At 68.5% G+C, this 20,814-nt stretch carries 18 protein-coding genes; 10 read left to right on the top strand and 8 right to left on the bottom strand.

Features of this window, described 5'->3' with window-relative positions; all coding sequences use genetic code 11:
- Window positions 1-68: 68 nt before the first annotated feature.
- Window positions 69-1,151 carry an inositol-3-phosphate synthase gene (locus ABZ851_RS02185; RefSeq protein ID WP_361120847.1) on the bottom strand — a complete coding sequence of 361 codons (1,083 nt, stop codon included), beginning with the start codon at window positions 1,149-1,151 and terminating at the stop codon, window positions 69-71.
- Between the two features lie 46 nt (window positions 1,152-1,197).
- Window positions 1,198-1,875 carry a PadR family transcriptional regulator gene (locus ABZ851_RS02180; protein ID WP_336047550.1) on the bottom strand — a complete coding sequence of 226 codons (678 nt, stop codon included), beginning with the start codon at window positions 1,873-1,875 and terminating at the stop codon, window positions 1,198-1,200.
- 361 nt (window positions 1,876-2,236) lie between these two features.
- On the opposite strand from ABZ851_RS02180, the gene ABZ851_RS02175 reads away from it, so the two are divergent.
- Window positions 2,237-4,897 carry a transglycosylase domain-containing protein gene (locus ABZ851_RS02175; RefSeq protein ID WP_361120844.1) on the top strand — a complete coding sequence of 887 codons (2,661 nt, stop codon included), beginning with the start codon at window positions 2,237-2,239 and terminating at the stop codon, window positions 4,895-4,897.
- 121 nt (window positions 4,898-5,018) lie between these two features.
- On the top strand, window positions 5,019-6,500 hold the full coding sequence (locus ABZ851_RS02170; protein WP_361120841.1) for a glycosyltransferase 87 family protein: 1,482 nt from the start codon (window positions 5,019-5,021) through the stop codon (window positions 6,498-6,500).
- Window positions 6,501-6,599: 99 nt separating this feature from the next.
- On the opposite strand, the gene ABZ851_RS02165 is transcribed toward ABZ851_RS02170, so the two are convergent.
- The 3 genes from ABZ851_RS02165 to ABZ851_RS02155 form a co-directional block, all read right to left on the bottom strand.
- Window positions 6,600-7,631: an alanine racemase gene (locus ABZ851_RS02165; protein WP_088798856.1), complete on the bottom strand. Its 1,032-nt coding sequence runs from the start codon at window positions 7,629-7,631 to the stop codon at window positions 6,600-6,602.
- Between the two features lie 64 nt (window positions 7,632-7,695).
- Window positions 7,696-8,814 carry a peptidoglycan bridge formation glycyltransferase FemA/FemB family protein gene (locus ABZ851_RS02160; protein ID WP_361120838.1) on the bottom strand — a complete coding sequence of 373 codons (1,119 nt, stop codon included), beginning with the start codon at window positions 8,812-8,814 and terminating at the stop codon, window positions 7,696-7,698.
- 122 nt (window positions 8,815-8,936) lie between these two features.
- A complete protein-coding gene (locus tag ABZ851_RS02155) occupies window positions 8,937-9,254 on the bottom strand; it encodes a hypothetical protein (RefSeq protein WP_088798858.1) in 318 nt (105 codons plus the stop codon).
- Window positions 9,255-9,482: 228 nt separating this feature from the next.
- On the opposite strand from ABZ851_RS02155, the gene rpsF reads away from it, so the two are divergent.
- From rpsF to rplI, 4 genes are all read left to right on the top strand, one after another.
- Window positions 9,483-9,773, top strand: a complete 291-nt coding sequence (gene rpsF / locus ABZ851_RS02150; protein WP_006604399.1) for a 30S ribosomal protein S6 — start codon at window positions 9,483-9,485, stop codon at window positions 9,771-9,773.
- A gap of 82 nt (window positions 9,774-9,855) precedes the next feature.
- Window positions 9,856-10,446, top strand: coding sequence for a single-stranded DNA-binding protein (locus tag ABZ851_RS02145; protein WP_088798859.1), 591 nt, complete (start codon window positions 9,856-9,858; stop codon window positions 10,444-10,446).
- A gap of 111 nt (window positions 10,447-10,557) precedes the next feature.
- Entirely contained in the window at window positions 10,558-10,794 is a 237-nt protein-coding gene (gene rpsR / locus ABZ851_RS02140) for a 30S ribosomal protein S18 (RefSeq protein WP_003978893.1), read from the top strand.
- An 18-nt stretch (window positions 10,795-10,812) separates the two neighbouring features.
- Complete coding sequence (rplI, locus tag ABZ851_RS02135) at window positions 10,813-11,259, top strand: 50S ribosomal protein L9 (protein ID WP_088798860.1); 447 nt, start codon at window positions 10,813-10,815, stop codon at window positions 11,257-11,259.
- A gap of 83 nt (window positions 11,260-11,342) precedes the next feature.
- On the opposite strand, the gene ABZ851_RS02130 is transcribed toward rplI, so the two are convergent.
- Window positions 11,343-12,167 (bottom strand): trypsin-like serine protease, encoded by an 825-nt coding sequence (locus tag ABZ851_RS02130; RefSeq protein ID WP_361120832.1) that lies wholly within the window; start codon window positions 12,165-12,167, stop codon window positions 11,343-11,345.
- A gap of 89 nt (window positions 12,168-12,256) precedes the next feature.
- The gene (locus ABZ851_RS02125) at window positions 12,257-13,594 is read right to left on the bottom strand and encodes an MATE family efflux transporter (RefSeq protein ID WP_361120829.1); all 1,338 of its coding nucleotides are present in this window, start codon (window positions 13,592-13,594) and stop codon (window positions 12,257-12,259) included.
- Window positions 13,595-14,070: 476 nt separating this feature from the next.
- Here ABZ851_RS02125 and dnaB point away from each other — a divergent pair, with 476 nt between their 5' ends.
- A complete protein-coding gene (gene dnaB / locus ABZ851_RS02120; RefSeq protein WP_206739846.1) occupies window positions 14,071-15,528 on the top strand; it encodes a replicative DNA helicase in 1,458 nt (485 codons plus the stop codon).
- Between the two features lie 55 nt (window positions 15,529-15,583).
- On the opposite strand, the gene ABZ851_RS02115 is transcribed toward dnaB, so the two are convergent.
- Window positions 15,584-16,549, bottom strand: a complete 966-nt coding sequence (locus ABZ851_RS02115) for an NADP-dependent oxidoreductase (RefSeq protein WP_361120827.1) — start codon at window positions 16,547-16,549, stop codon at window positions 15,584-15,586.
- 145 nt (window positions 16,550-16,694) lie between these two features.
- On the opposite strand from ABZ851_RS02115, the gene ABZ851_RS02110 reads away from it, so the two are divergent.
- From ABZ851_RS02110 to ABZ851_RS02100, 3 genes are all read left to right on the top strand, one after another.
- Window positions 16,695-17,669: a helix-turn-helix domain-containing protein gene (locus ABZ851_RS02110; RefSeq protein WP_361120824.1), complete on the top strand. Its 975-nt coding sequence runs from the start codon at window positions 16,695-16,697 to the stop codon at window positions 17,667-17,669.
- Between the two features lie 244 nt (window positions 17,670-17,913).
- On the top strand, window positions 17,914-19,362 hold the full coding sequence (locus ABZ851_RS02105; RefSeq protein ID WP_361120822.1) for a serine hydrolase domain-containing protein: 1,449 nt from the start codon (window positions 17,914-17,916) through the stop codon (window positions 19,360-19,362).
- Between the two features lie 92 nt (window positions 19,363-19,454).
- On the top strand, window positions 19,455-20,600 hold the full coding sequence (locus ABZ851_RS02100; protein ID WP_361120819.1) for an aminotransferase class V-fold PLP-dependent enzyme: 1,146 nt from the start codon (window positions 19,455-19,457) through the stop codon (window positions 20,598-20,600).
- The last annotated feature ends 214 nt before the right edge of the window (window positions 20,601-20,814 follow it).

Genomic DNA, 20,814 nt, shown 5'->3' with positions numbered 1-20,814 from the left:
CTCACACAGCCCGCAGGCCCCCGGGTGGAATACCCGGGGGCCTGCACAGGCGAGGTGCTTTGGGCGTCTCAGCGCTCGACTTCGCCGTTGATGAACTTCTCGACGTTCTCCCGTGCCTCGTCGTCGAAGTACTGCACCGGCGGGGACTTCATGAAGTACGAGGAAGCGGAGAGGATCGGGCCGCCGACGCCCCGGTCCTTGGCGATCTTGGCGGCGCGCAGGGCGTCGATGATGACACCCGCGGAGTTCGGGGAGTCCCAGACCTCGAGCTTGTACTCCAGGTTCAGCGGGACATCACCGAAGGCGCGGCCCTCGAGGCGGACGTAGGCCCACTTGCGGTCGTCCAGCCAGGCCACGTAGTCCGAGGGGCCGATGTGGACGTTGTCCTCGCCCAGTTCACGGTCCCGGATCTGGGAGGTGACGGCCTGGGTCTTGGAGATCTTCTTGGACTCCAGGCGCTCGCGCTCGAGCATGTTCTTGAAGTCCATGTTGCCGCCGACGTTCAGCTGCATCGTGCGGTCCAGGATGACGCCCCGGTCCTCGAAGAGCTTGGCCATCACGCGGTGCGTGATCGTGGCGCCGACCTGCGACTTGATGTCGTCACCGACGATCGGGACACCGGCGTCGGTGAACTTGTCCGCCCACTCCTTGGTGCCGGCGATGAAGACCGGGAGGGCGTTGACGAACGCGACCTTGGCGTCGATGGCACACTGGGCGTAGTACTTCGCGGCGTCCTCGGAGCCGACCGGGAGGTAGCAGACCAGTACGTCGACCTGCTTGTCCTTGAGGACCTGGACGACGTCGACCGGGGCCTCGGCGGACTCCTCGATGGTCTGGCGGTAGTACTTGCCCAGGCCGTCGTGGGTGTGGCCGCGCTGGACCGTCACGCCCGCGTTGGGCACGTCGCAGATCTTGATGGTGTTGTTCTCGCTGGCGCCGATGGCATCCGCGAGGTCGAGCCCGACCTTCTTGGCGTCGACGTCAAAGGCCGCCACGAACTCGATGTCACGCACGTGGTAGTCGCCGAACTGCACGTGCATGAGGCCGGGCACGCGGCTCTTCGGGTCGGCGTCCTTGTAGTACTCGACGCCCTGTACCAGCGAGGCGGCGCAGTTGCCCACGCCGACGATGGCTACGCGAACCGAACCCATTCCGGTTGCTCCCTGTGTTCTCGATGAGGATCTGCACAGCAGAGCCTCATGTGGTGGTGTCATCGGACGGATCCGGCCGGGAAGCACCCCGGTGCCGGGGCAGGCCGCCCGTATCGCCTGACTGGTTCTTCCGGTCCTGTGCCGGACCTGGTGCGCGCTGGTCACGTCCGGCGCGCTCACTCTCGATGAGCTCGTTCAGCCAACGGACTTCGCGCTCCACGGATTCCATGCCGTGCCGCTGCAACTCGAGGGTGTAGTCGTCCAGCCGCTCGCGGGACCTGGCCAGGGAGGTGCGCATCTTCTCGAGGCGCTCCTCCAGCCGGCTGCGGCGGCCTTCCAGCACCCGCATCCTTACGTCCCGAGATGTCTGGCCGAAGAATGCGAAGCGGACGCCGAAGTGCTCGTCCTCCCATGCGTCCGGTCCGGAGTGGGCGAGCAGCTCCTCGAAGTGTTCTTTGCCCGCTGGGGTCAATCGGTAGACGATCTTGGCCCGGCGCCCTGTCAGCGCCGCGGCCGGAACGCCCTCCGCAGCGCCCTCCGTCTCCTCGATGAGCCAGCCGCTCGCGACCAGCGCCTTGAGGCAGGGGTAGAGGGTGCCGTAGCTGAACGCGCGGAAGACCCCGAGCGAGGTGTTGAGCCGTTTCCGCAGCTCATAGCCGTGCATCGGGGACTCGCGGAGCAGGCCGAGGACGGCGAACTCGAGGATGCCGGAACGTCTGCTCATCCTCCGCCTCCCTGGTCCTGTGCGTTCCTTATGTCGTGCTGATGTATCGACTCGATACATCCAGACGATAGAGCGGTCCCCCGGGCTGAACAAGCGGGGGGACGGTGAACGGCATCACATCACCGAATCGTTCTCATCAACCTGACTGATTTGGAGTGAATTTCAACACTGGGCAGGTTTTGGCCGTGCGTAGTCTGTGCGGCATGCAGACTGCCGGGAACCGTGGGCCGATATCTGGCGTCCCCATCCTCGGTGTAGTGCGGCTCGCGCCTCAGGAGCGAGCTGTGCATCGGGGGGACCTGAAGACAATTGCCGCCTTCAGGCGACGAGATAGCGCGCCTGCCCGAGGAGTATTCGTTCCATGAGCGAGCACCGTCGCAAACCGCCACAGCCGCAGAGTGGCGGACGTGCCGCGGCCCGACGCGCCGCACAGCAGCCACCGGGGCGCCGTGCCGCCTCTCCGCGTGGCTCCGCTGCCGATCCTGCCTCTCACTCCGCGCCGACCGGTCATGAGCCGGGGCAAGGAGGGCGCGCCGAAGCCCGCAGAGCTGCCCAGCGCGGCGGCCGCCGGCGGGTGACTGATGCCTCCGCGGCGGCTGCCGGTGGCGGCGCCGGGGGCCGCCGCGGCGGAGGCCGGCGCGGCGGCGGGGGCGATGGCCCCGACGGCGGCCGCGGACGCGGCAGTGGGAAGCCCGCGAAGAAGCGTCTGATCGACTACCCGCGTGCCAACCGTGTCGGGTGGCGGCGCTTCGTTCCCTCCTGGAAACAGGTCGCCACCCTGTGCGTCGGTTTCATAGGGCTGATCGTGGGTGCCTCCGGCGTCGCGCTGGCCCTGGTGCAGGTTCCTGACGAGAGCCTGGCAGCCAAGTCGCAGAACAATGTCTACCTCTGGGCCAATGGCAAGGTCATGGCGCGCGACGGTGAGACGAACCGGCAGAACGTCACGATCACCGAGATTCCGTCGGCGATGCAGAATGCGGCGATCGCCGCGGAGAACGCCTCGTTCCGGACGGACTCGGGCGTCGACCCGATGGGCATCGCGCGTGCGGTGTTCAACATGGCCAAGGGCGGCGAGACCCAGGGCGGCTCGACCATCACCCAGCAGTACGTGAAGAACGCGATGCTGAGTCAGCAGCAGACACTTGACCGCAAGTTCAAGGAACTGTTCATCGCGATCAAGGTCGGCTGGTCGAAGAACAAGGACGAGATCCTTCAGGGGTACCTGAACACCAGCTACTACGGTCGCGGGGCCTACGGAATCCAGGCAGCGGCTCAGGCGTACTACGGAGTGGACGCCGCCAAGCTCAACGCGAACCAGAGCGCCTTCCTGGCCACCGTGCTCAAGGGCGCGGACCTGTATGACCCCGCGGGCGGCACCAGCCCGGGAGCCACGCGGGCGGCAAACACCGCGCGTGCCAAGGCCCGGTGGTCCTGGATCCTCGACCGCGAGGTCGAGAACCACCTCCTGTCGAAGACGCAGCGGGACAAGTACCGCGGTCATTTCCCCACGCCACACCTGCCGAAGCCGGTGGCCAGCAAGAGCGGCCAGGTCGGCTACATGATGGACACCGCGAAGAAGTACGTGCTGAAGCACGCGGGTCTCAGCGAGGCCCAGTTCGACAAGGGCGGCTACACGATCCGGACGACCTTCGACGCGAAGAAGACCAATGCGCTCGAGCGCGCGGTCAAGAAGGTCGACAAGCACTACATCGACCCCAAGAAGCGCGCCAAGGACAAATACGTCCAGTTCGGCGGGGCCTCCGTGGTGCCGGGAGACGGCAAGATCGTCGCCCTGTACGGCGGTGAGGGCTACGACAAGGGGCACTTCAGCAACAACGCCGACACCTTCGGCGTGCCGGTCGGCTCGACCTGGAAGCCGTTCGTGCTCGCCGCGGGGATGAAGTACGGAACGGCCAGGAGTGGCGGGCCGATCTCACCGGACAGCCGTTACAACGGCGATGACCACCTCAAGGTGAAGGACGCCAACGGCCACTTCGTGACGAAGCGGGATAACTCGCCCTTCTATCAGGAGAACGAGAGTAACCACCCCTGGGGCTACATCCCCTTGACCAAGGCGATGGAACAGTCCGTGAACACCCCCTTCGTACAGCTCGGCATGGACGTCGGGATGAAGAGGGTCCGGGACATGGCGCAGGCTGCGGGCATCGCACCGGCCAGCTTCGACAAGAATCTGAACCCGTCCTTCGCGCTGGGCACCTCCACTCCGAGCGCGATTCGTATGGCCGATGCCTATGCGACCTTCGCCCAGTCGGGGCAGAAGGTGGAGCCGTATTCGGTGACCAAGGTGACGTTCGAGGGTGAAGACCTGCCGGGCTTCGACAAGCCCAAGCAGGAGACGGCGATGAGTTCCAACATCGCCAACAACGTGACCAAGGTGCTGCAGAACGTCATCCAGAACGGCACGGGAAACCTGGCCAAGCGGCTGGACATGCCGGCAGCGGGCAAGACCGGCACCACCGACGAGAACAAGTCGGCCTGGTTCGTCGGCTACACCAGGCAGCTTTCGACGGCCATCTCCATGTTCCGTGAGGACGCACAGAATCCGCGTCAGCTGTCCATGAACGGCGTCGGTGGCTTCGACTCGATCCACGGTGGGGCACTGCCCACCGAGGTGTGGACCGAGTACATGTTGCAGGCGATGAAGGGCGTCCCGTCGGTGCCGTTCCCGGCTGCTACGCCCATCGGGCGACGGGTGGACGAGGCCGGGATGCCCACTCCGACGCCGACGCCCACGCCGTCGGACACGCCCTCGCAGACTCCGTCGGGGACTCCCAGTGACTCCGCTTCGCCGTCGGACAGTCCCAGCCCGAGCCCGACGGATACCTGTTCTCCGTGGGACATCAACTGCAAGAACAGCGGCGGAGCCGGTAACGGCGGGGCCAACGGCGGAGGACCGGGCGGAACGGGTGGACCGGGCGGTGACACCGGAGGCACGAGTCCGACACCTGACCCGACGGACGCGAACGGTGGTGGAGGCCTCTTCGGCGGCCCCAGCGGCTGACCGACCGTTTCACGTGAAACGCTGTTTCACGTGAAACGTGGAGCCATAAAGCCCCCGCACGGCTCACGCCGGGTGGGGGCTTTGCCGTCTTCTGCACAGGGTCGTACGGCAGGATGGGGCCATGACGAGCGTGCGACGGGACGAGCCGGTACGGCCGACGAGGCGGGATGAGGTGGCGGCGGCCGGCAGCGAGCTGATCGGCGGACCGATCGGCCGGCGCGCACTGCTCGGGACCAGTCGGCTGACGCCGGTACGAGTCATCGCGCTCGTCGCCATCGGCATGTTCGCGCTGGGCATGGTGCAGAAGCTGCCCTGCTACAACGGGGGCTGGTTCTTCGGCGCCACGAGCCAGTACGTCCACGCCTGCTACTCCGATATCCCCCATCTCTATGCGGGGCGGGGCTTCGCGGACGGGCTGCTCCCGTATTTCGACCGGTTGCCCGGCGACATGGAGTACCTCGAGTACCCCGTGCTCACCGGAGCCTTCATGGAGATCGCCTCCTGGATGACCCCGCACGGCGGGGGTATCCAGTACCGCGAACAGGTCTACTGGCTGGTCAATGCCGGCATGCTGATGGTCTGCGCCGCTGTCGTCGCGGTGTGCGTGACCCGCACCCACCGGCAACGCCCCTGGGACGGTCTCCTGGTCGCCCTGGCGCCGGCTGCTGCCCTCACCGCGACCATCAACTGGGATCTGCTGGCGATCGCCCTGACCGCCGCAGGGATGCTGATGTGGTCACGCAGCCGCCCGCTCGCGGCCGGTGTCCTCATCGGGCTGGCCACCGCAGCGAAGCTGTATCCGGTGCTGTTGCTCGGCCCGCTGCTGGTGCTGTGCTGGCGTGCGGGAGCCTGGCGTGCGTACGGGCGGGCGGTGGCCGGCGCCGCCGCATCCTGGCTGGTGGTGAACCTGCCGGTGATGATCACGCATGATGATGCGGGATTCCACATCCGGGAGGGCTGGGCAAAGTTCTACACGTTCAGCCAGGAGCGGCCCATCGACTTCGGTTCGCTCTGGCTCCTGATCTCGCAGCGGACCGGTAACCCGCTGGAGAACGCCAATACCTATGCCACGCTGCTGATGATCCTGGGCTGTGGCGCCATCGGTCTGCTGACCCTGTATGCGCCGCGCCGGCCACGCTTCGCACAGCTGGCGTTCCTTGTCGTCGCGCTGTTCATCCTCACCAACAAGGTCTACTCGCCGCAGTACGTCCTGTGGCTGACCCCGCTCGCCGTGCTGGCCCGGCCGCGCTGGCGGGACTTCCTGATCTGGCAGGCCTGCGAGGTCATGTACTTCCTGGGGATCTGGACGTACCTCGCCTACACCGGCAACGAAGACAAGCACCAAGGCCTGCCGCTCGAGGGCTACCAGCTGGCCATCGTGCTGCACCTCCTGGGAACCCTCTACCTGTGTGCCGTGGTCGTCCGGGACATTCTGCTGCCGGAGCGCGATGTGGTCCGCAGGGACGGGGACGACGATCCGTCGGGCGGCGTCCTGGACCGCAGCCCCGATGTGTTCGTGCTCGGCCGGACCCACCACCGTCCCCGGCACGCGGTGCAGTTCGAGGGGGCTCCACAGGTGAGCTGGGGCGCCGTAAGGGAGTAAGGCCGCCGGGCCGTCCACGCACCGGGCCCGGTGCCGCAGAGAAGGTCTGCGGCACCGGGCCCTTGGCGTGTGTTGCGGTCCGAGCCGGGCGCTACCGGATCAGCGGTCCACAAGGCGGTCGAACTGCGTGGTGGTGTGCCGCAGATGAGCCACCAGTTCCTCCCCGACCTGCGGCTGCGGTGCGTCGCCCGGCACGAACAGGATCGACACCTGCATGTGCGGCGGCTCCGCGAACCAGCGCTGCTTCCCGGCCCACACATACGGCGCGAGATTGCGGTTGACGGTGGCCAGGCCGGCCCGGGCCACGCCCTTGGCACGCGGCATCACGCCGTGCAGCGCCTTGGGTGACTCCAGGCCGACGCCGTGCGAGGTGCCGCCGGCCACCACGACCAGGTAGCCGTCGGAGGCCGCCTTCTGCTGGCGGTAGCCAAAGCGCTCGCCCTTGGCGACCTTGGTGACATCGAGCACCGAGCCGCGGTACTCGGTGGCCTCGTGGTCGCCGAGCCACAGCCGCGTTCCGATCCGCGCGCGGAACCGTGTCTGGGGGAACTGCTGCTGGAGACGGGCGAGTTCATCGGCCTTGAGGTGGCTGACGAACATGGTGTGCAGCGGGAGGCGGGCATTGCGGAGCCGGTCCATCCAGCCGATGACCTCCTCGACCGCGTCGGAACCGTCGGCACGGTCCAGCGGGAGGTGCAACGCGAAGCCCTCGAGCCGGATGTCCTCGATGGCCGCGGCAAGCTTCGGCAGATCCTCCGGCTTGACGCCATGGCGCTTCATGCTGCTCATGACCTCGATGACGACCCGGGCGCCGACCAGGCCGCCCACGCCCTCGACCGAGGAGACCGACCGGATCGCCCGGTCGGGCAGCGGCACCGGCTCCTCACCGTGGCGGAACGGGGTCAGGACGAGCAGGTCGCCGCTGAAGAAGTCCTTGATACGGGCCGCTTCGTAGGTCGTGCCGACCGCGAGGATGTCGGCGCCCAGGCGGGTCGCCTCGTCGGCGAGACGCTCATGGCCGAAGCCGTAACCGTTGCCTTTGCAGACCGGGACCAGCCCGGGGAACTGCTGGAGAACGCTCTGCTGATGCGCCCGCCAGCGCGCGGTGTCGACGTAGAGAGTGAGCGCCATGGCCGGGCCCGGAACCTTTCTCGTGGCTGGGGTGTGTCAGGAGTACGGACGGTGCGGTGAAGCGTCAGCGGCGCGACATATACATGTCGAGCGCCTTGTGCAGCAGCTTGTTGAGCGGGAAGTCCCACTCGCCGAGGTACTCCGCTGCCTGCCCACCCGTGCCGACCTTGAACTGGATCAGACCGAAGAGATGGTCGTTCTCGTCCAGCGAGTCACTGATGCCGCGGAGGTCGTAGACCGAAGCGCCGAGCGCGTAGGAGTCCTGGAGCATCTTCCACTGCATCGCGTTCGAGGGCCGGACCTCGCGCTTGTGGTTGGCGGAGGCGCCGTAGGAGTACCAGACGTGGCCCCCGACGATCAGCATCGTGGCCGCTGCGACGTTCTCGCCCTCGTGGCGGGCGAAGTAGAGCCGCATGCGGTTGGGGTCCTCGGAGTTGAGGGCCGTCCACATGCGCTGGAAGTAGCCCAGCGGCCGCGGGCGGAAGTGGTCACGCTCCGCGGTGATCTCGTAGAGCCGCTGCCATTCGGCCAGCTCCTCGTAGCTGCCCTGGACGACCTCGACGCCGGCCTTTTCGGCCTTCTTGATGTTGCGGCGCCACAGCTGGTTGAAGCCCTTGTGGACGTCCTCCAGCGAGCGGTTGGCCAGCGGCACCTGGAAGACATAACGCGGCTGCACGTCGCCGAAGCCGGCGCCGCCGTCCTCGCCCTGCTGCCAGCCCATGCGCCGCAGCCGGTCGGCGACCTCGAAGGCGCGGGGCTCGATGTGGGTGGCCTCGACGTCCCGCAGCCGCTTGACGTCCGGGTTCTGGATACCGGACTTGATCGCGGCGGAGTCCCAGCGGCGGATGATCACCGGCGGGCCCATCTTCACGGAGAAGGCGCCCTTCTGCTTGAGGTGGCTGAGCATCGGCTGCAGCCAGTCCTCGAGGTTCGGTGAGAACCAGTTGATGACCGGGCCCTCGGGGAGATAGGCCAGATAGCGCTTGATCTTGGGCAGCTGGCGGTAGAGCACCAGCCCCGCGCCGACCAGCGCGCCGCTCGCGTCGAACCAGCCCAGACTCTCCGAACGCCATTCGGCCTTGACGTCCGCCCAGGCAGGAACCTGCATGTGGCTGGCCGCGGGCAGACTCTGGATATATGCCAGATGCTGCTCTCGGCTGATGGTCCTCAGGGTCAGGCTCATGCGGGGCGCTCCTCGGCAGGTGTGTCCCCTTGGTGGGGCTCCGGCTCTCGCGCCGAAGCCTACTGTGACCGCGGAGCGCCCCGTCTGGGCCATACGGGGCGGAGCCCCGTATGCCGTATCGGCTAGCCGATCACGCCGCCGAAGAGGCCGCCGTGCGCCAGCCCGAGGTAGAAGCCGACGGCCGCCGCCCCGAGGCCGATGATCAACAGGAAGCGTTCGCCCGTCGTCGACGAGATGAACTGTCCCCACAGGCCGGTGCCGATTCCGATCAGGCCGACCCAGGAGCTGACCAGGTGCAGGCTGGGAGAGAGCGTGGTGAAGATGGCGATCGCGCCGAGGACCACGGTCACGATGGCGATGGTGTTCTCGACGGGATGCTCCTTGCCGTCGCTGTTGAGAAGCGAGAGCAGACTGCGCTGGGTCCGTGCTGCCTGTGCCATGCGGCACCTCCGATGACAGGGCGGCGCACTGTAACGCCGCTCACACCCGTTGTGTTCCAGATTGAGGGGTGGAGCGGGCGGATTTCAACCGGAAGGCTTCAGGCAGGTACTGTGTACGGTCTGCGCCTATGTCTGTCCGGATGACCGGGCGGGCTCGGTGCGGAACGCATACGACCCTCCTGCCACGGAACGACCGTGGCCGCTGAGTCCAAAGGAGGTGGGTTCTACATGCGTCACTACGAGGTGATGGTCATCCTCGACCCCGATCTCGAGGAGCGCGCTGTCTCCCCGCTGATCGAGAACTTCCTCTCCGTCGTCCGTGAGGGCAACGGAAAGGTCGAGAAGGTCGACACCTGGGGCCGTCGTCGTCTCTCTTACGAGATCAAGAAGAAGCCCGAGGGCATCTACTCGGTCATCGACCTGCAGGCCGAGCCTGCGGTCGTCAAGGAGCTCGACCGTCAGATGAACCTGAACGAGTCGGTCCTCCGGACCAAGGTCCTTCGTCCCGAGACCCACTGAGCGCGCAAGCGTCCAGCGGTAACCGGGTCCGAGTAGCAGCAACACCAGCAGCCAGCAGCACACCCGCCGAGAGGTTCCCCTAATGGCAGGCGAGACCGTCATCACGGTCGTCGGCAATCTTGTCGACGACCCCGAGCTGCGCTTCACCCCGTCCGGTGCGGCGGTCGCGAAGTTCCGCGTCGCGTCCACTCCCCGCACGTTCGACCGTCAGACCAATGAGTGGAAGGACGGCGAGAGCCTGTTCCTGACCTGCTCGGTGTGGCGTCAGGCGGCGGAGAACGTCGCCGAGTCCCTGACGCGGGGTACCCGCGTGGTCGTCCAGGGCCGCCTCAAGCAGCGGTCGTACGAGGACCGCGAGGGCGTGAAGCGCACGGTCTACGAGCTCGACGTCGAGGAAGTCGGCGCGAGCCTGAAGAACGCCACGGCCAAGATCACCAAGACCAGTGGTCGCGGTGGCCAGGGCGGCGGCGGCTTCGGCGGCGGTCAGCAGGGCGGTGGCCAGGGTGGCGGCGGCTGGGGCGGCGGCCCCGGCGGCGGCCAGCAGGGTGGCGGCGGTGCTCCCGCCGACGACCCGTGGGCGACCAACGGCCCGGCCGGCGGCGGTCAGCAGGGTGGCGGCGGTGGCTGGGGCGGTAGCTCCGGCGGTGGCTACTCGGACGAGCCGCCCTTCTAGGTCCGTACAGCCGGTCCGACTCCGCGCTGTTTCACGTGAAACAGCGCCGTGAGGCGGCCAGGGACCTTGAGGGCGTCAGCACAAACTTCTTGAACTCATTGGAGAGAGACAATGGCGAAGCCGCCTGCTCGCAAGCCTAAGAAGAAGGTTTGCGTGTTCTGCAAGGAGAAGATCTCCTACGTCGACTACAAGGACACGAACCTGCTGCGGAAGTTCATCTCCGACCGCGGCAAGATCCGTGCCCGCCGGGTCACCGGCAACTGCACTCAGCACCAGCGTGACGTCGCCACGGCCGTGAAGAACAGCCGTGAGATGGCGCTGCTGCCCTACACGTCCACCGCGCGATAAGGGAAGGGTGACCGAATCATGAAGATCATCCTCACCCACGAGGTCTCCGGCCTCGGCACCGCCGGCGACGTCGTTGACGTCCGCGACGGGTACGCCCGTAACTACCTGGTCCCGCGTGGTTTCGCGATCCGCTGGACCAAGGGTGGCGAGAAGGACGTCGAGCAGATCCGCCGCGGTCGCAAGATCCGCGAGATCGCCACGATCGAGCAGGCCAACGAGATCAAGGGCCGGCTCGAGGGCGTCAACGTGAAGCTGGCCGTTCGCGCCGGCGACGCGGGCCGCCTGTTCGGCTCCGTCACCCCGGCCGATGTCGCCTCGGCGATCAAGGCCGCCGGTGGTCCGGACGTCGACAAGCGTCGTGTCGAGCTCGGCTCGCCGATCAAGACCCTGGGCGCCCACCAGATCTCCGTGCGTCTGCACGCCGAGGTCGTGGCGAAGCTCGGCGTCGAGGTCGTCGCCGCGTAGTTTCCGCACCACGCCGAAGGGCCGCATCCCGTCACCAACGGGGTGCGGCCCTTCGCCGTGTCCGGGGCGCCGGCAGCCGGCGGTCAGTCCTCGTTCTGAGCGCGCCGGTAGAGCTCGGCGACATCGTCGTCGAAGTATGCGGCGTAGGAGACATCGTCTTCGTCGCCACCGCCTTCGTGGCCGCCGAGAACACCGATGACCGTGCCGGTATGGCTCTTGGGGTCGTAGTCGGCCAGCCAGGGACTGCCGCTCGTCCCGCCCTCGAAGTCGGTGCACTGGATGCGCATCTGGGTGTCGCTGTACTTCGTGGTGCGGTTCTGGCAGGAGATCGGGGTGTCCCGGCTGGTCGGATAGCCGGTGATCTTGACCTCGTTGTCGAAGCCACGGTCGATGCCGAGGGTGTTGCCGCCCAGGACGTCCTGGATCTGCTTGCCGTTCTTCTTGTCGAGCACAAGGAAGGCGACATCGAGATCCTCGTCCTGCGACTTGACCCAGCGGTCGTCGACGATCACCTTCTTGACCTTCCAGAGGCCGGTGGGCTCATCGCGGTCGCGGTAGTCGGGGGCGAAGACGAGATCGTCCACCGTTGTCCCGGCGTCCGCGTCAAAGGCGCAGTGCGCCGCGGTGATGAGCATGTTCCGGCCCGGGCTCTGCACCACGCTCGCCGTACAGAAGTGGTCTCCGGAGTCGTCCTTCTCGAAAACCACGCCGACTCGGGCGTTCTGCTCGGTGCGGCGTGGAGTGTAGGCATTGCCGTCCTCGGCCGGGGCCGTCGCGGCGGGATCCTGATCCTGGGGATCTTGGTCGGCCTCGCCGGACTTGCCGAAGCTGCTGTGACCGCTGACACGGCTGCTGCTCCTGTCGCCCTCCCCGTCCGAGGCGTAGCCCACCACAACAGCAGCCACCATGACGACGAGCGTCAGGGGCACCACGGACCTACCGGCAAGCGAGCGCACACGGTCATTATTGACATGCACTACGTGTTACGGGAGATGGTTCAGCGCGAGGCTCCTGTCACAATCCACCGGCCCGAGCGGGTACGCAGCCACAGAGTCAGCATGCGGACGGTCATCATCAGCGCCATGGCCCACCACAGCGCCACGAGTCCGCCGCCCAGAGCGGGTACGGCCAGCGCGGCCGGAGCGAACAGCGCCAGAGTCACCACCATGGCCCAGGCGAGATACGGGCCGTCCCCCGCGCCCATCAGGACGCCGTCGAGGATGAAGACGATGCCGGAGACCGGTTGTGTCACGGCCACGACCAGGAGCGTGCTCAGCAGCGGACCCTGCACGGCGGGGTCCGAGGTGAACAGGGGGATGAACGAGGGGCGGGCGAGCGCGACCAGCACACCGAGTACCAGTCCGGCCGCGATGCCCCACTGGACCATCCGGCGGCAGGCGGCGCGGGCGCCGTCGCGGTCCCCCGCACCGAGGTAGCGGCCTATGATGGCCTGCCCGGCGATGGCGATGGCGTCCAGCGCGAAGGCCAGCAGGGACCACAGCGTGAGCACGATCTGATGCGCGGCGACCTCGGCATCGCCGAGCCGGGCGGCAACGGCGGTGGCGATCATCAGCACAGCGCGCAGCGAGAGCGTACGGACCAGCAGCGGGACCCCTGCCTGGGCCGAGGCGCGGATGCCCACGGCGTCGGGGCGCAGCGAGGCGCCGTGCCGCCGGGCACCGCGGATGACCACGGTGAGGTAGACCGCGGCCATGCCGCACTGGGCGATGACCGTGCCCCAGGCGGAGCCCGCGATGCCGAGCCCGGCGCCGTAGACCAGGCAGACGTTGAGCGCGGCGTTGACGGAGAAGCCGCCGATGGCGACGTAGAGCGGGGTCCGGGTGTCCTGGAGCCCGCGGAGCACGCCGGTGGCGGCCAGCACGACGAGCATCGCGGGGATGCCGAGGGCGCTGATGCGCAGGTACGCCGTCGCGTACGGGGCAGCGGTGGCGGAGGCTCCGAAGGCCTCCACGAGCCACGGGGCCGTGGGCAGGACGGCCACGATGACGGCGGCGCCGAGCAGCAGGGCGAGCCAGATGCCGTCCATGCCCTGGCGTATGGCGGCGGGAAGATCGCCGGCACCCACCCTGCGGGCGACCGCCGCGGTGGTCGCGTAGGCGAGGAAGACGAAGACGGAGACAGCGGTGGTGAGCAGGGCGGCGGCGACGCCCAGGCCGGCGAGCTGGGGAGTGCCGAGGTGGCCGATGACGGCGCTGTCGACCATGACGAAGAGAGGTTCCGCGACCAGTGAGCCGAAGGCGGGCAGGGCGAGGGCGATGATCTCGCGGTCATGGCGACGGTCGGTGCGCCGCGGTGTCGCGGGAGCCTGGGTCATGCGCCCAAGGTAATCGTCCACAGGTAAGAGATGCAAACCTATTGCAGTCCTTACTTTCCGCTGTGAGGAGTTGCCTTCCCTGTGCCGTTTGTCGTGATCTTGAGCCGTGTGGGGAAGTTTTTCTTCCCCACAGCCTATGGATGAGAAAACTGCAGGTCAGCAGGGTGTGGGCGGGGTGATTGTGTGCTTGTCCACAGAAGTTTCCCCCGTGCCGTGCACAGGATCCGGGGACTTCTCCACAGCTGTAGGCCAGTCATCCACATGGCCTGTGGATAACCAGATTGGCGGACGGTGCCCACGGGCCTACCGTGGTCCGGCACCCGCCGCCTGTTCCGGCTTGAGAAATCGTCCGAACTCGACGCGCCGTAACCGGAGTCGGGCGTCTCGATTGTCAGAGCTGTGCCGTAAGAAAGAACAGCACAGCAAGGTCCGCGCCGCGGACGGGAGGAGGTGCCGGGGTGAGCATTCCCGAGCCCATGGAAGACCCCTGGGCGGACTCCGGTCCCAGCGACCTGCTGCCGGCCGCCCGCTCCCGGCGGGGCGAGGGCAAGGGACGCGGCCGCGGCGACCGCCAGGAACGCGACGACGACGGCGGCTCCTGGGCAGGCGGTTTCGAGCGCGTCCCCCCACAGGACCTGGATGCCGAGCAGTCCGTGCTCGGCGGCATGCTGCTGTCCAAGGACGCGATCGCGGATGTCGTCGAGGTCCTCAAGGGTGAGGACTTCTACCGCCCCGCCCATGAGCTGGTCTACCAGGCGATCCTCGACCTGTACGCCAAGGGCGAGCCCGCCGACCCGATCACCATCGCCGCGGAGCTGACCAAGCGCGGCGAGATCGCGCGGGTCGGCGGTGCCTCGTATCTGCACACGCTCGTCCAGTCCGTACCGACCGCCGCGAACGCCGAGTACTACGCCGAGATCGTCCATGAGCGTGCGGTGCTGCGCCGGCTGGTCGAGGCCGGCACCCGTATCACGCAGATGGGATACGCCGCGGACGGCGACGTCGACGAGATCGTCAACAGCGCCCAGGCGGAGATCTACGCCGTTACCGAGCAGCGGACCAGTGAGGACTACCTTCCGCTCGGCGACATCATGGAGGGCGCTCTCGACGAGATCGAGGCGATCGGTTCGCGCCAGGGCCAGATGACGGGCGTGCCGACGGGCTTCACCGACCTGGATTCCCTGACGAACGGCCTGCACCCCGGCCAGATGATCGTGATCGCGGCCCGTCCCGCCATGGGTAAGTCGACCCTGGCGCTGGACTTCGCGCGGGCCTGCTCGATCAAGAGCAACCTGCCGAGTGTGATCTTCTCGCTGGAAATGGGACGCAACGAGATCGCGATGCGTCTGCTGTCCGCCGAGGCACGGGTCGCGCTGCACCACATGCGCTCCGGCAGCATGACGGACGAGGACTGGACACGGCTGGCGCGTCGGATGCCGGATGTCTCCGCCGCGCCGCTGTACATCGACGATTCGCCGAACCTGTCGATGATGGAGATCCGCGCCAAGTGCCGCCGGCTCAAGCAGCGCAACGAACTGAAGCTGGTGGTCATCGACTACCTCCAGCTGATGCAGTCCGGCGGCTCGAAGCGCGCCGAGAGCCGCCAGCAGGAGGTCTCGGACATGTCCCGGAACCTCAAGCTGCTGGCGAAGGAGCTGGAGCTTCCGGTGATCGCGCTCTCGCAGCTGAACCGTGGTCCCGAGCAGCGCACGGACAAGAAGCCGATGGTCTCCGACCTGCGTGAATCCGGTTCGATCGAGCAGGACGCCGACATGGTCATCCTGCTGCACCGCGAGGACGCCTACGAGAAGGAGTCCCCGCGGGCCGGCGAGGCCGACCTGATCGTGGCGAAGCACCGTAACGGCCCCACGGCGACGATCACGGTCGCGTTCCAGGGGCACTACTCACGCTTCGTGGACATGGCGCAGACGTGAGGGCCGCGTGCGCGGCGCCGCACGGCACATGACGGATGCCAACGGCTGACCGCCGTCAGGGCGCGACGGACAGGACGATCTTTCCGGTGGTGCGGCCGGTCTCGCCGAGGGTGTGCGCCTGTGCGGCCTCCTCGAGAGGCAGCACGGTGTCGACGTTGACCTGCAACTTTCCGCTGCTCACCAGGTCGGCGACGGCGCGCAGTCCGGCCTGGTCGGGCTCGACGAGCAGGAACCCCGCGCGGATCCCTGCCTCGCGTGCCTGCGCGGCCGGGAAGGAGTCGTCCAGCGGCAGGATCGACACCAGCGTGCCGCCGGGGCGCAGGGTGCGCAGCGAGCGGGCGCCGTAGTCGCCGCCGATGGTGTCGAGCACGACGTCGATGTCGCGCACCGTCTCCGCGAAGTCCTGCCGGGTGTAGTCGACGAGTTCATCGGCGCCCAGGCCGCGCAGGAAGTCGTGCTTGGCCTGCCGGGCGGTGCCGATGACGTATGCGCCGCGGGACTTGGCGATCTGCACCGCCAGGTGGCCGACGCCGCCCGCCGCGGCGTGGACCAGCACCCGCGCGCCGGGCTGGACGTCCGCGGTGTCGACCAGGGCCTGCCAGGCAGTCAGCGACGCCAGCGGGAGAGCGGCGCCCTGGAGGTGATCCAGGCTCGCCGGGAGGGGGGCGAAGTGGCGCGCCGGGGCGGTGACGTACTCCGCGTAGGCCCCGGCGGGGTGCGGGAAACGGGGCATGCCGAAGACCTTGTCGCCCGGCGTGAACACGGTCACGCCGAGCCCGACCGCCTCGACCACGCCGGAGACATCGAAGCCCAGGGTGAAGGGGGTCTTGGCGCCGCTGAGGAATTGGCCCTGGGCGCGGCTCTTCCAGTCGGTCGGGTTGACGCCCGTGGCGTGCACCCGGACCAGGATCTCCGTCGGGCCGGGTACCGGACGGTCGGTGGTGATCATCTTGAGGACGTCGGGGCCACCGGCGGTGTCCTGGCTGACGGCACGCATCTGCGGGGTCCGGGTCTCGGACATGGGGGTCTCCTTGGTACTGCTGCCTACGGCGATGACGGGCGTTCCGCGCCGCTGGGCGGCCGCGTTTCCCGGGGTGCTGCCAGCTTTGCGCGGCGGGCGTGGCCCCGGCGGTGTCCAGATGGCCAACGTTTGAAAGAATCGGGTCATGCATCGCGTCGGTGTGGTCGCCCTGGACGGTGTCGTCCCCTTCGAACTCGGGATCCCCGCGCGGATCTTCGGCGCCGCGCACAGCGCCGACGGCAAGCCCCTCTACTCCGTGGTCACCTGCAGTCCGGACGGACGCCCGGTCAGCGCGCAGGCCGACTACGACATCGCGGTCGCCGAGGACGCCTCCGTGCTCGCGAGCGTGGACACGGTCGTCATCCCGCCGTCCCACGCGCTGGGCTCGATCGTCGAGGACGGCCGGCTGCCCGACGAACTGCGCAAGGTGCTGGAGCACGTACGGCCCGGCACCCGGATGGTGGCGATCTGTACCGGTGCGTTCGTGCTGGCCGCCGCCGGGTTGCTCGATCACCGGCCGGCCACCACACACTGGCGGGAGGCCGCACAGCTGCAACGCCTGTTCACGACGGTCCGTGTCGACCCCAATGTGCTCTTCGTCGATGACGGCGATGTCCTCACTTCTGCCGGTGCCGCCGCCGGTGTGGACCTGTGTGTGCATCTCGTGCGCCGTGACCACGGCAGTGCCGTCGCCAACGAAGTGGCCCGTTTGTGTGTGGTGCCGCCCTGGCGGGACGGCGGTCAGGCCCAGTTCATCCGGCTGCCCGTCCCCGGCCCCTCGGCGGGCGGTACCGCGGCCACCCGCGCATGGGCTCTGGAACGTCTTGGCGAGCCGCTCACGCTGAACGCCCTCGCCTCGCACGCCCGGGTCAGCGTGCGCACCCTCACCCGGCGGTTCCGTGACGAGGTCGGTATGAGCCCAGGTCAGTGGCTCGCCGTGCAGCGTGTCGAACGCGCCCGGCATCTGCTGGAGACCACGGACTGGTCCATCGACCTCGTCGCCCATCACGCGGGCTTCGGCACCGGCACTTCCCTGCGTCAGCATCTGCACGGTGCGGTGGGGGTGTCACCGCAGGCGTACCGGCGGACGTTCCGGAACGCGGCGGAGCTGACTGCCTGACCGCCTGATCGCCTGAGGACGTGCTGGGTGACGGTGGTTGACGTGTGAGGCCGGCTGACGGGTGAGGCCGGTCGGCCGACGGGACCGGTCGAGGGGAGGGGCCGGTTGGGGGCGGGCCGCGTACCGTGCGGCGGCTCCCCGAGGAGGAGCGGATTGAACTGGGTGCGCTGGCCGGGGCGGCAGCGCTGCGGTGATGCGGCGAGGATGGGGCCCGGCCGAACTGGATCCGCTGTTGAGGAGCGCCATGACCATCGGAGAGTCCCCGCAGTTCCACGAGCCGGGGGCGGCGGGCCCGCTGTCGCGGGTGGCCGTTGCTCCCGAGGAGTTCGCGGAGTTGCTGCCCCGGACGCGGCGGACATTGCTGCACCGGCTGGCGGTCGGGCAGACCGAGGGGCGGGCTCCCTCCATGACGGCTGCGGTCGTCCGCGGCGGGCGGACGGTGTGGACGGCCGGCCGGGGCTCGGTGGACGGGGAGGCGCCGCACGGAGAGGTGCAGTACCGGATCGGTTCGCTGACCAAGACCTTTGTCGCCGTGCTGGTCATGCGGTTGCGGGACGAGGGGCTGCTGAGCCTGGAGGACCCGGTCGGCAGGCATCTGGACGGGACTCCGGTGCCGGACGCGACGATCGCTCAACTGCTCGTGCATAGTTCGGGACTGGCGGCCGAGGCGCGGGGGCCATGGTGGGAACGGACCACGGGAGCCCTGCGGCCCGAGCCGGCCGACCTCTTCGGTGAGCGGCCGCACCGGCTCCCCGCCGGACGGCGCCACCATTACTCCAACCCCGGCTACGCACTGCTCGGCGCACTGGTCGAACGGCTGCGAGGCGGAATCCCGTGGGGCGAGGTGCTGCGGAACGAGGTGCTGGAGCCGCTGAACATGGGACGCACGACGCTGGGGCCGGAGCGTCCGCACGCGAGCGGCTGGGCAGTCCATCCGTGGGCCGACGCCGTGCTGCCGGAGCCGGCTGAGGACACCGGTTTGATGGGCCCCGCGGGGCAGTTGTGGTCCACTGCCGAGGACCTGTGCCGGTGGGCGGCGTTTCTGCTGCGGGGCGACGAGCGGGTGCTCGGTGCGGCGAGCCTGGACGAGATGCGGAGGCCGGCCGTACCGCCGGAGGGGAACGCGTGGGACGCGGGGTATGGACTGGGCCTTCAGCTCGTACGGCGCGAAGGACGGTTGCTGGCCGGGCATGTCGGTTCGATGCCCGGCTTTCTGGCGGCGTTGTGGACCGATGCTGAGGAAGACGTTGCCGCGGTCGTGCTCGCCAACTGCACCTCCGGCCCGGCGGTTGCGGCCCTCGCCGCCGATCTCGTCGGTGCCGTGAGCGAACTGGAGCCCCGGATCCCCGAGCCCTGGCGCCCGATGCCCGGACCGCTGGATCCGGACCTGCTGGCGCTGACCGGGTCCTGGTACTGGGGCGCGAACCCGCACCTCCTGCGGCTGCGGGACGGGGGCGGGCTGGAGCTCACGCCGCTGTCCGGGACAGGACGGCTCTCACGGTTCCGGGCCGAGGAGGACGGCACATGGACGGGGCTGGACGGCTATTACGCGGGCGAGACGCTCCGCGTGGTGCGGGAGCGGGACGGCTCGGTGAGCCATCTAGATCTCGCGACCTTCGTGTTCACCCGCGGACCGTACGAGCCGTCGGACGCGGTGCCCGGTGGGGTGGATCCGCAGGGCTGGAGGGTGTGAGGGCTGTTCGGCAAGGGTCCGGGAAGCGGACGTACAGTCGAACCAGATGTCAGGAGCCGCGCCGAGTCGGCTCGCTACCGCTGGAAGGCCCTGTGACTGCCGTGTCTGACCCGACCGCGAACTCCGCCGCCCCGGATCTGCTCGACCTGCCGCCGCTCACCGCTGCTCACTTCGCGCGGATCGAGGACAAGGTCGCCGCCCTGATGCACACTCGCTGCGATGTGGTGGCGATGCAGGGCGAGGCGCTGCTGCCCCTGGAGTCCTGTATCCGCTCGGCAGTGCGACCCGGCAGCACCGCGCTCAACATCATCACCGGACCCTACGGCGAGACGTTCGGCGGCTGGCTGCGCTCCTGCGGAGCCGAGGTGGTCACCGTCACCGCGCCGTTCACGGGTGCGGTCGACCCGCGGCAGGTGGCGGAAGCGTTGCGGGAGCACCCCGAGATCGACTTCGTGAGCCTGGTGCACGCGGAGGCGGCCACCGGCAACACCAACCCTGTCGCGCAGCTCGGCGGGGTGGTGCGGGAGCACGGCGCGCTGCTGATGCTGGACGCGGTGGCGTCGGTGGGTGCCGAGCCGCTGCTTACCGATGAATGGGGCGTGGACCTGTGTGTGATCGGTGGGCAGAAGGCGATGGCAGGCCCTGCCGGGGTGTCGGCGGTCTCGGTCAGTGCCCGTGCGTGGGAGCGGATCGCCGCCAATGAGCAGGCTCCACGGCGCTCGTACCTCTCGCTGCTGGACTGGAAGGAGCGCTGGATCGACGGTGGACGCACGGCACTGCCGCACGCCCCGGCGCAACTGGAGATGCTTGCGCTGGAGCAGGCCGTGGACCGTCTGCACACCGAGGGCCTGGACGCCGTCATCACGCGGCACCGGGCGGCGGCCGCGGCGACCAGGGCCGGTGTGCGGGCGCTGGGCGGTCTCGCTCCCTACGTCGTCCGTGACGAGGACGCGGCGCCGGCCGCCACGACGCTGCGTGCGCCTGAGGGCGTGGACGCCCGGGAGATCGTGACTGCCGCGCTTGCGGTGAATGCGGCGGTACCGGTGCAGGCAGCGGCGGGTGCGCTGGCCAAGGAGATGATCCGGGTGAACCACTATGGCCGCGCGGCTGACCGGGCGGTGGTCATGGATTCGCTGGCGGCACTGGCGGGCGGACTGCGGGCGCTGGGTGCGTCCGTGGATGCCGAGGACGCGGCGCAGGCGGCTGCCGCCGCGTGGGACGCAGTGGCTGCACACTGAGGCGAGTCTGCGCCCAGCCGTAGGGCACGTGGTCGTGGTGGGGTCGTGTTTCACGTGAAACGCGACCCCACACGTGTATCTGGAAGCGGCGTCGTTTCACGTGAAACACCCAGGCCCGGGGGAGCACGCCCCGAGGCTTCAGGGTTCCTCAAACTCCTTTTTTCTTCGGGTAGTTGAGCGCTCGCGGCGGAGGAAGCCGAGAGGCGTTGTTCTC

The sequence above is a fragment of the Streptomyces sp. NPDC047049 genome (genome assembly GCF_040643995.1).
Lineage (GTDB): Bacteria > Actinomycetota > Actinomycetes > Streptomycetales > Streptomycetaceae > Streptomyces > Streptomyces mooreae.
This window is presented reverse-complemented; position numbering and strand designations above follow the sequence as displayed.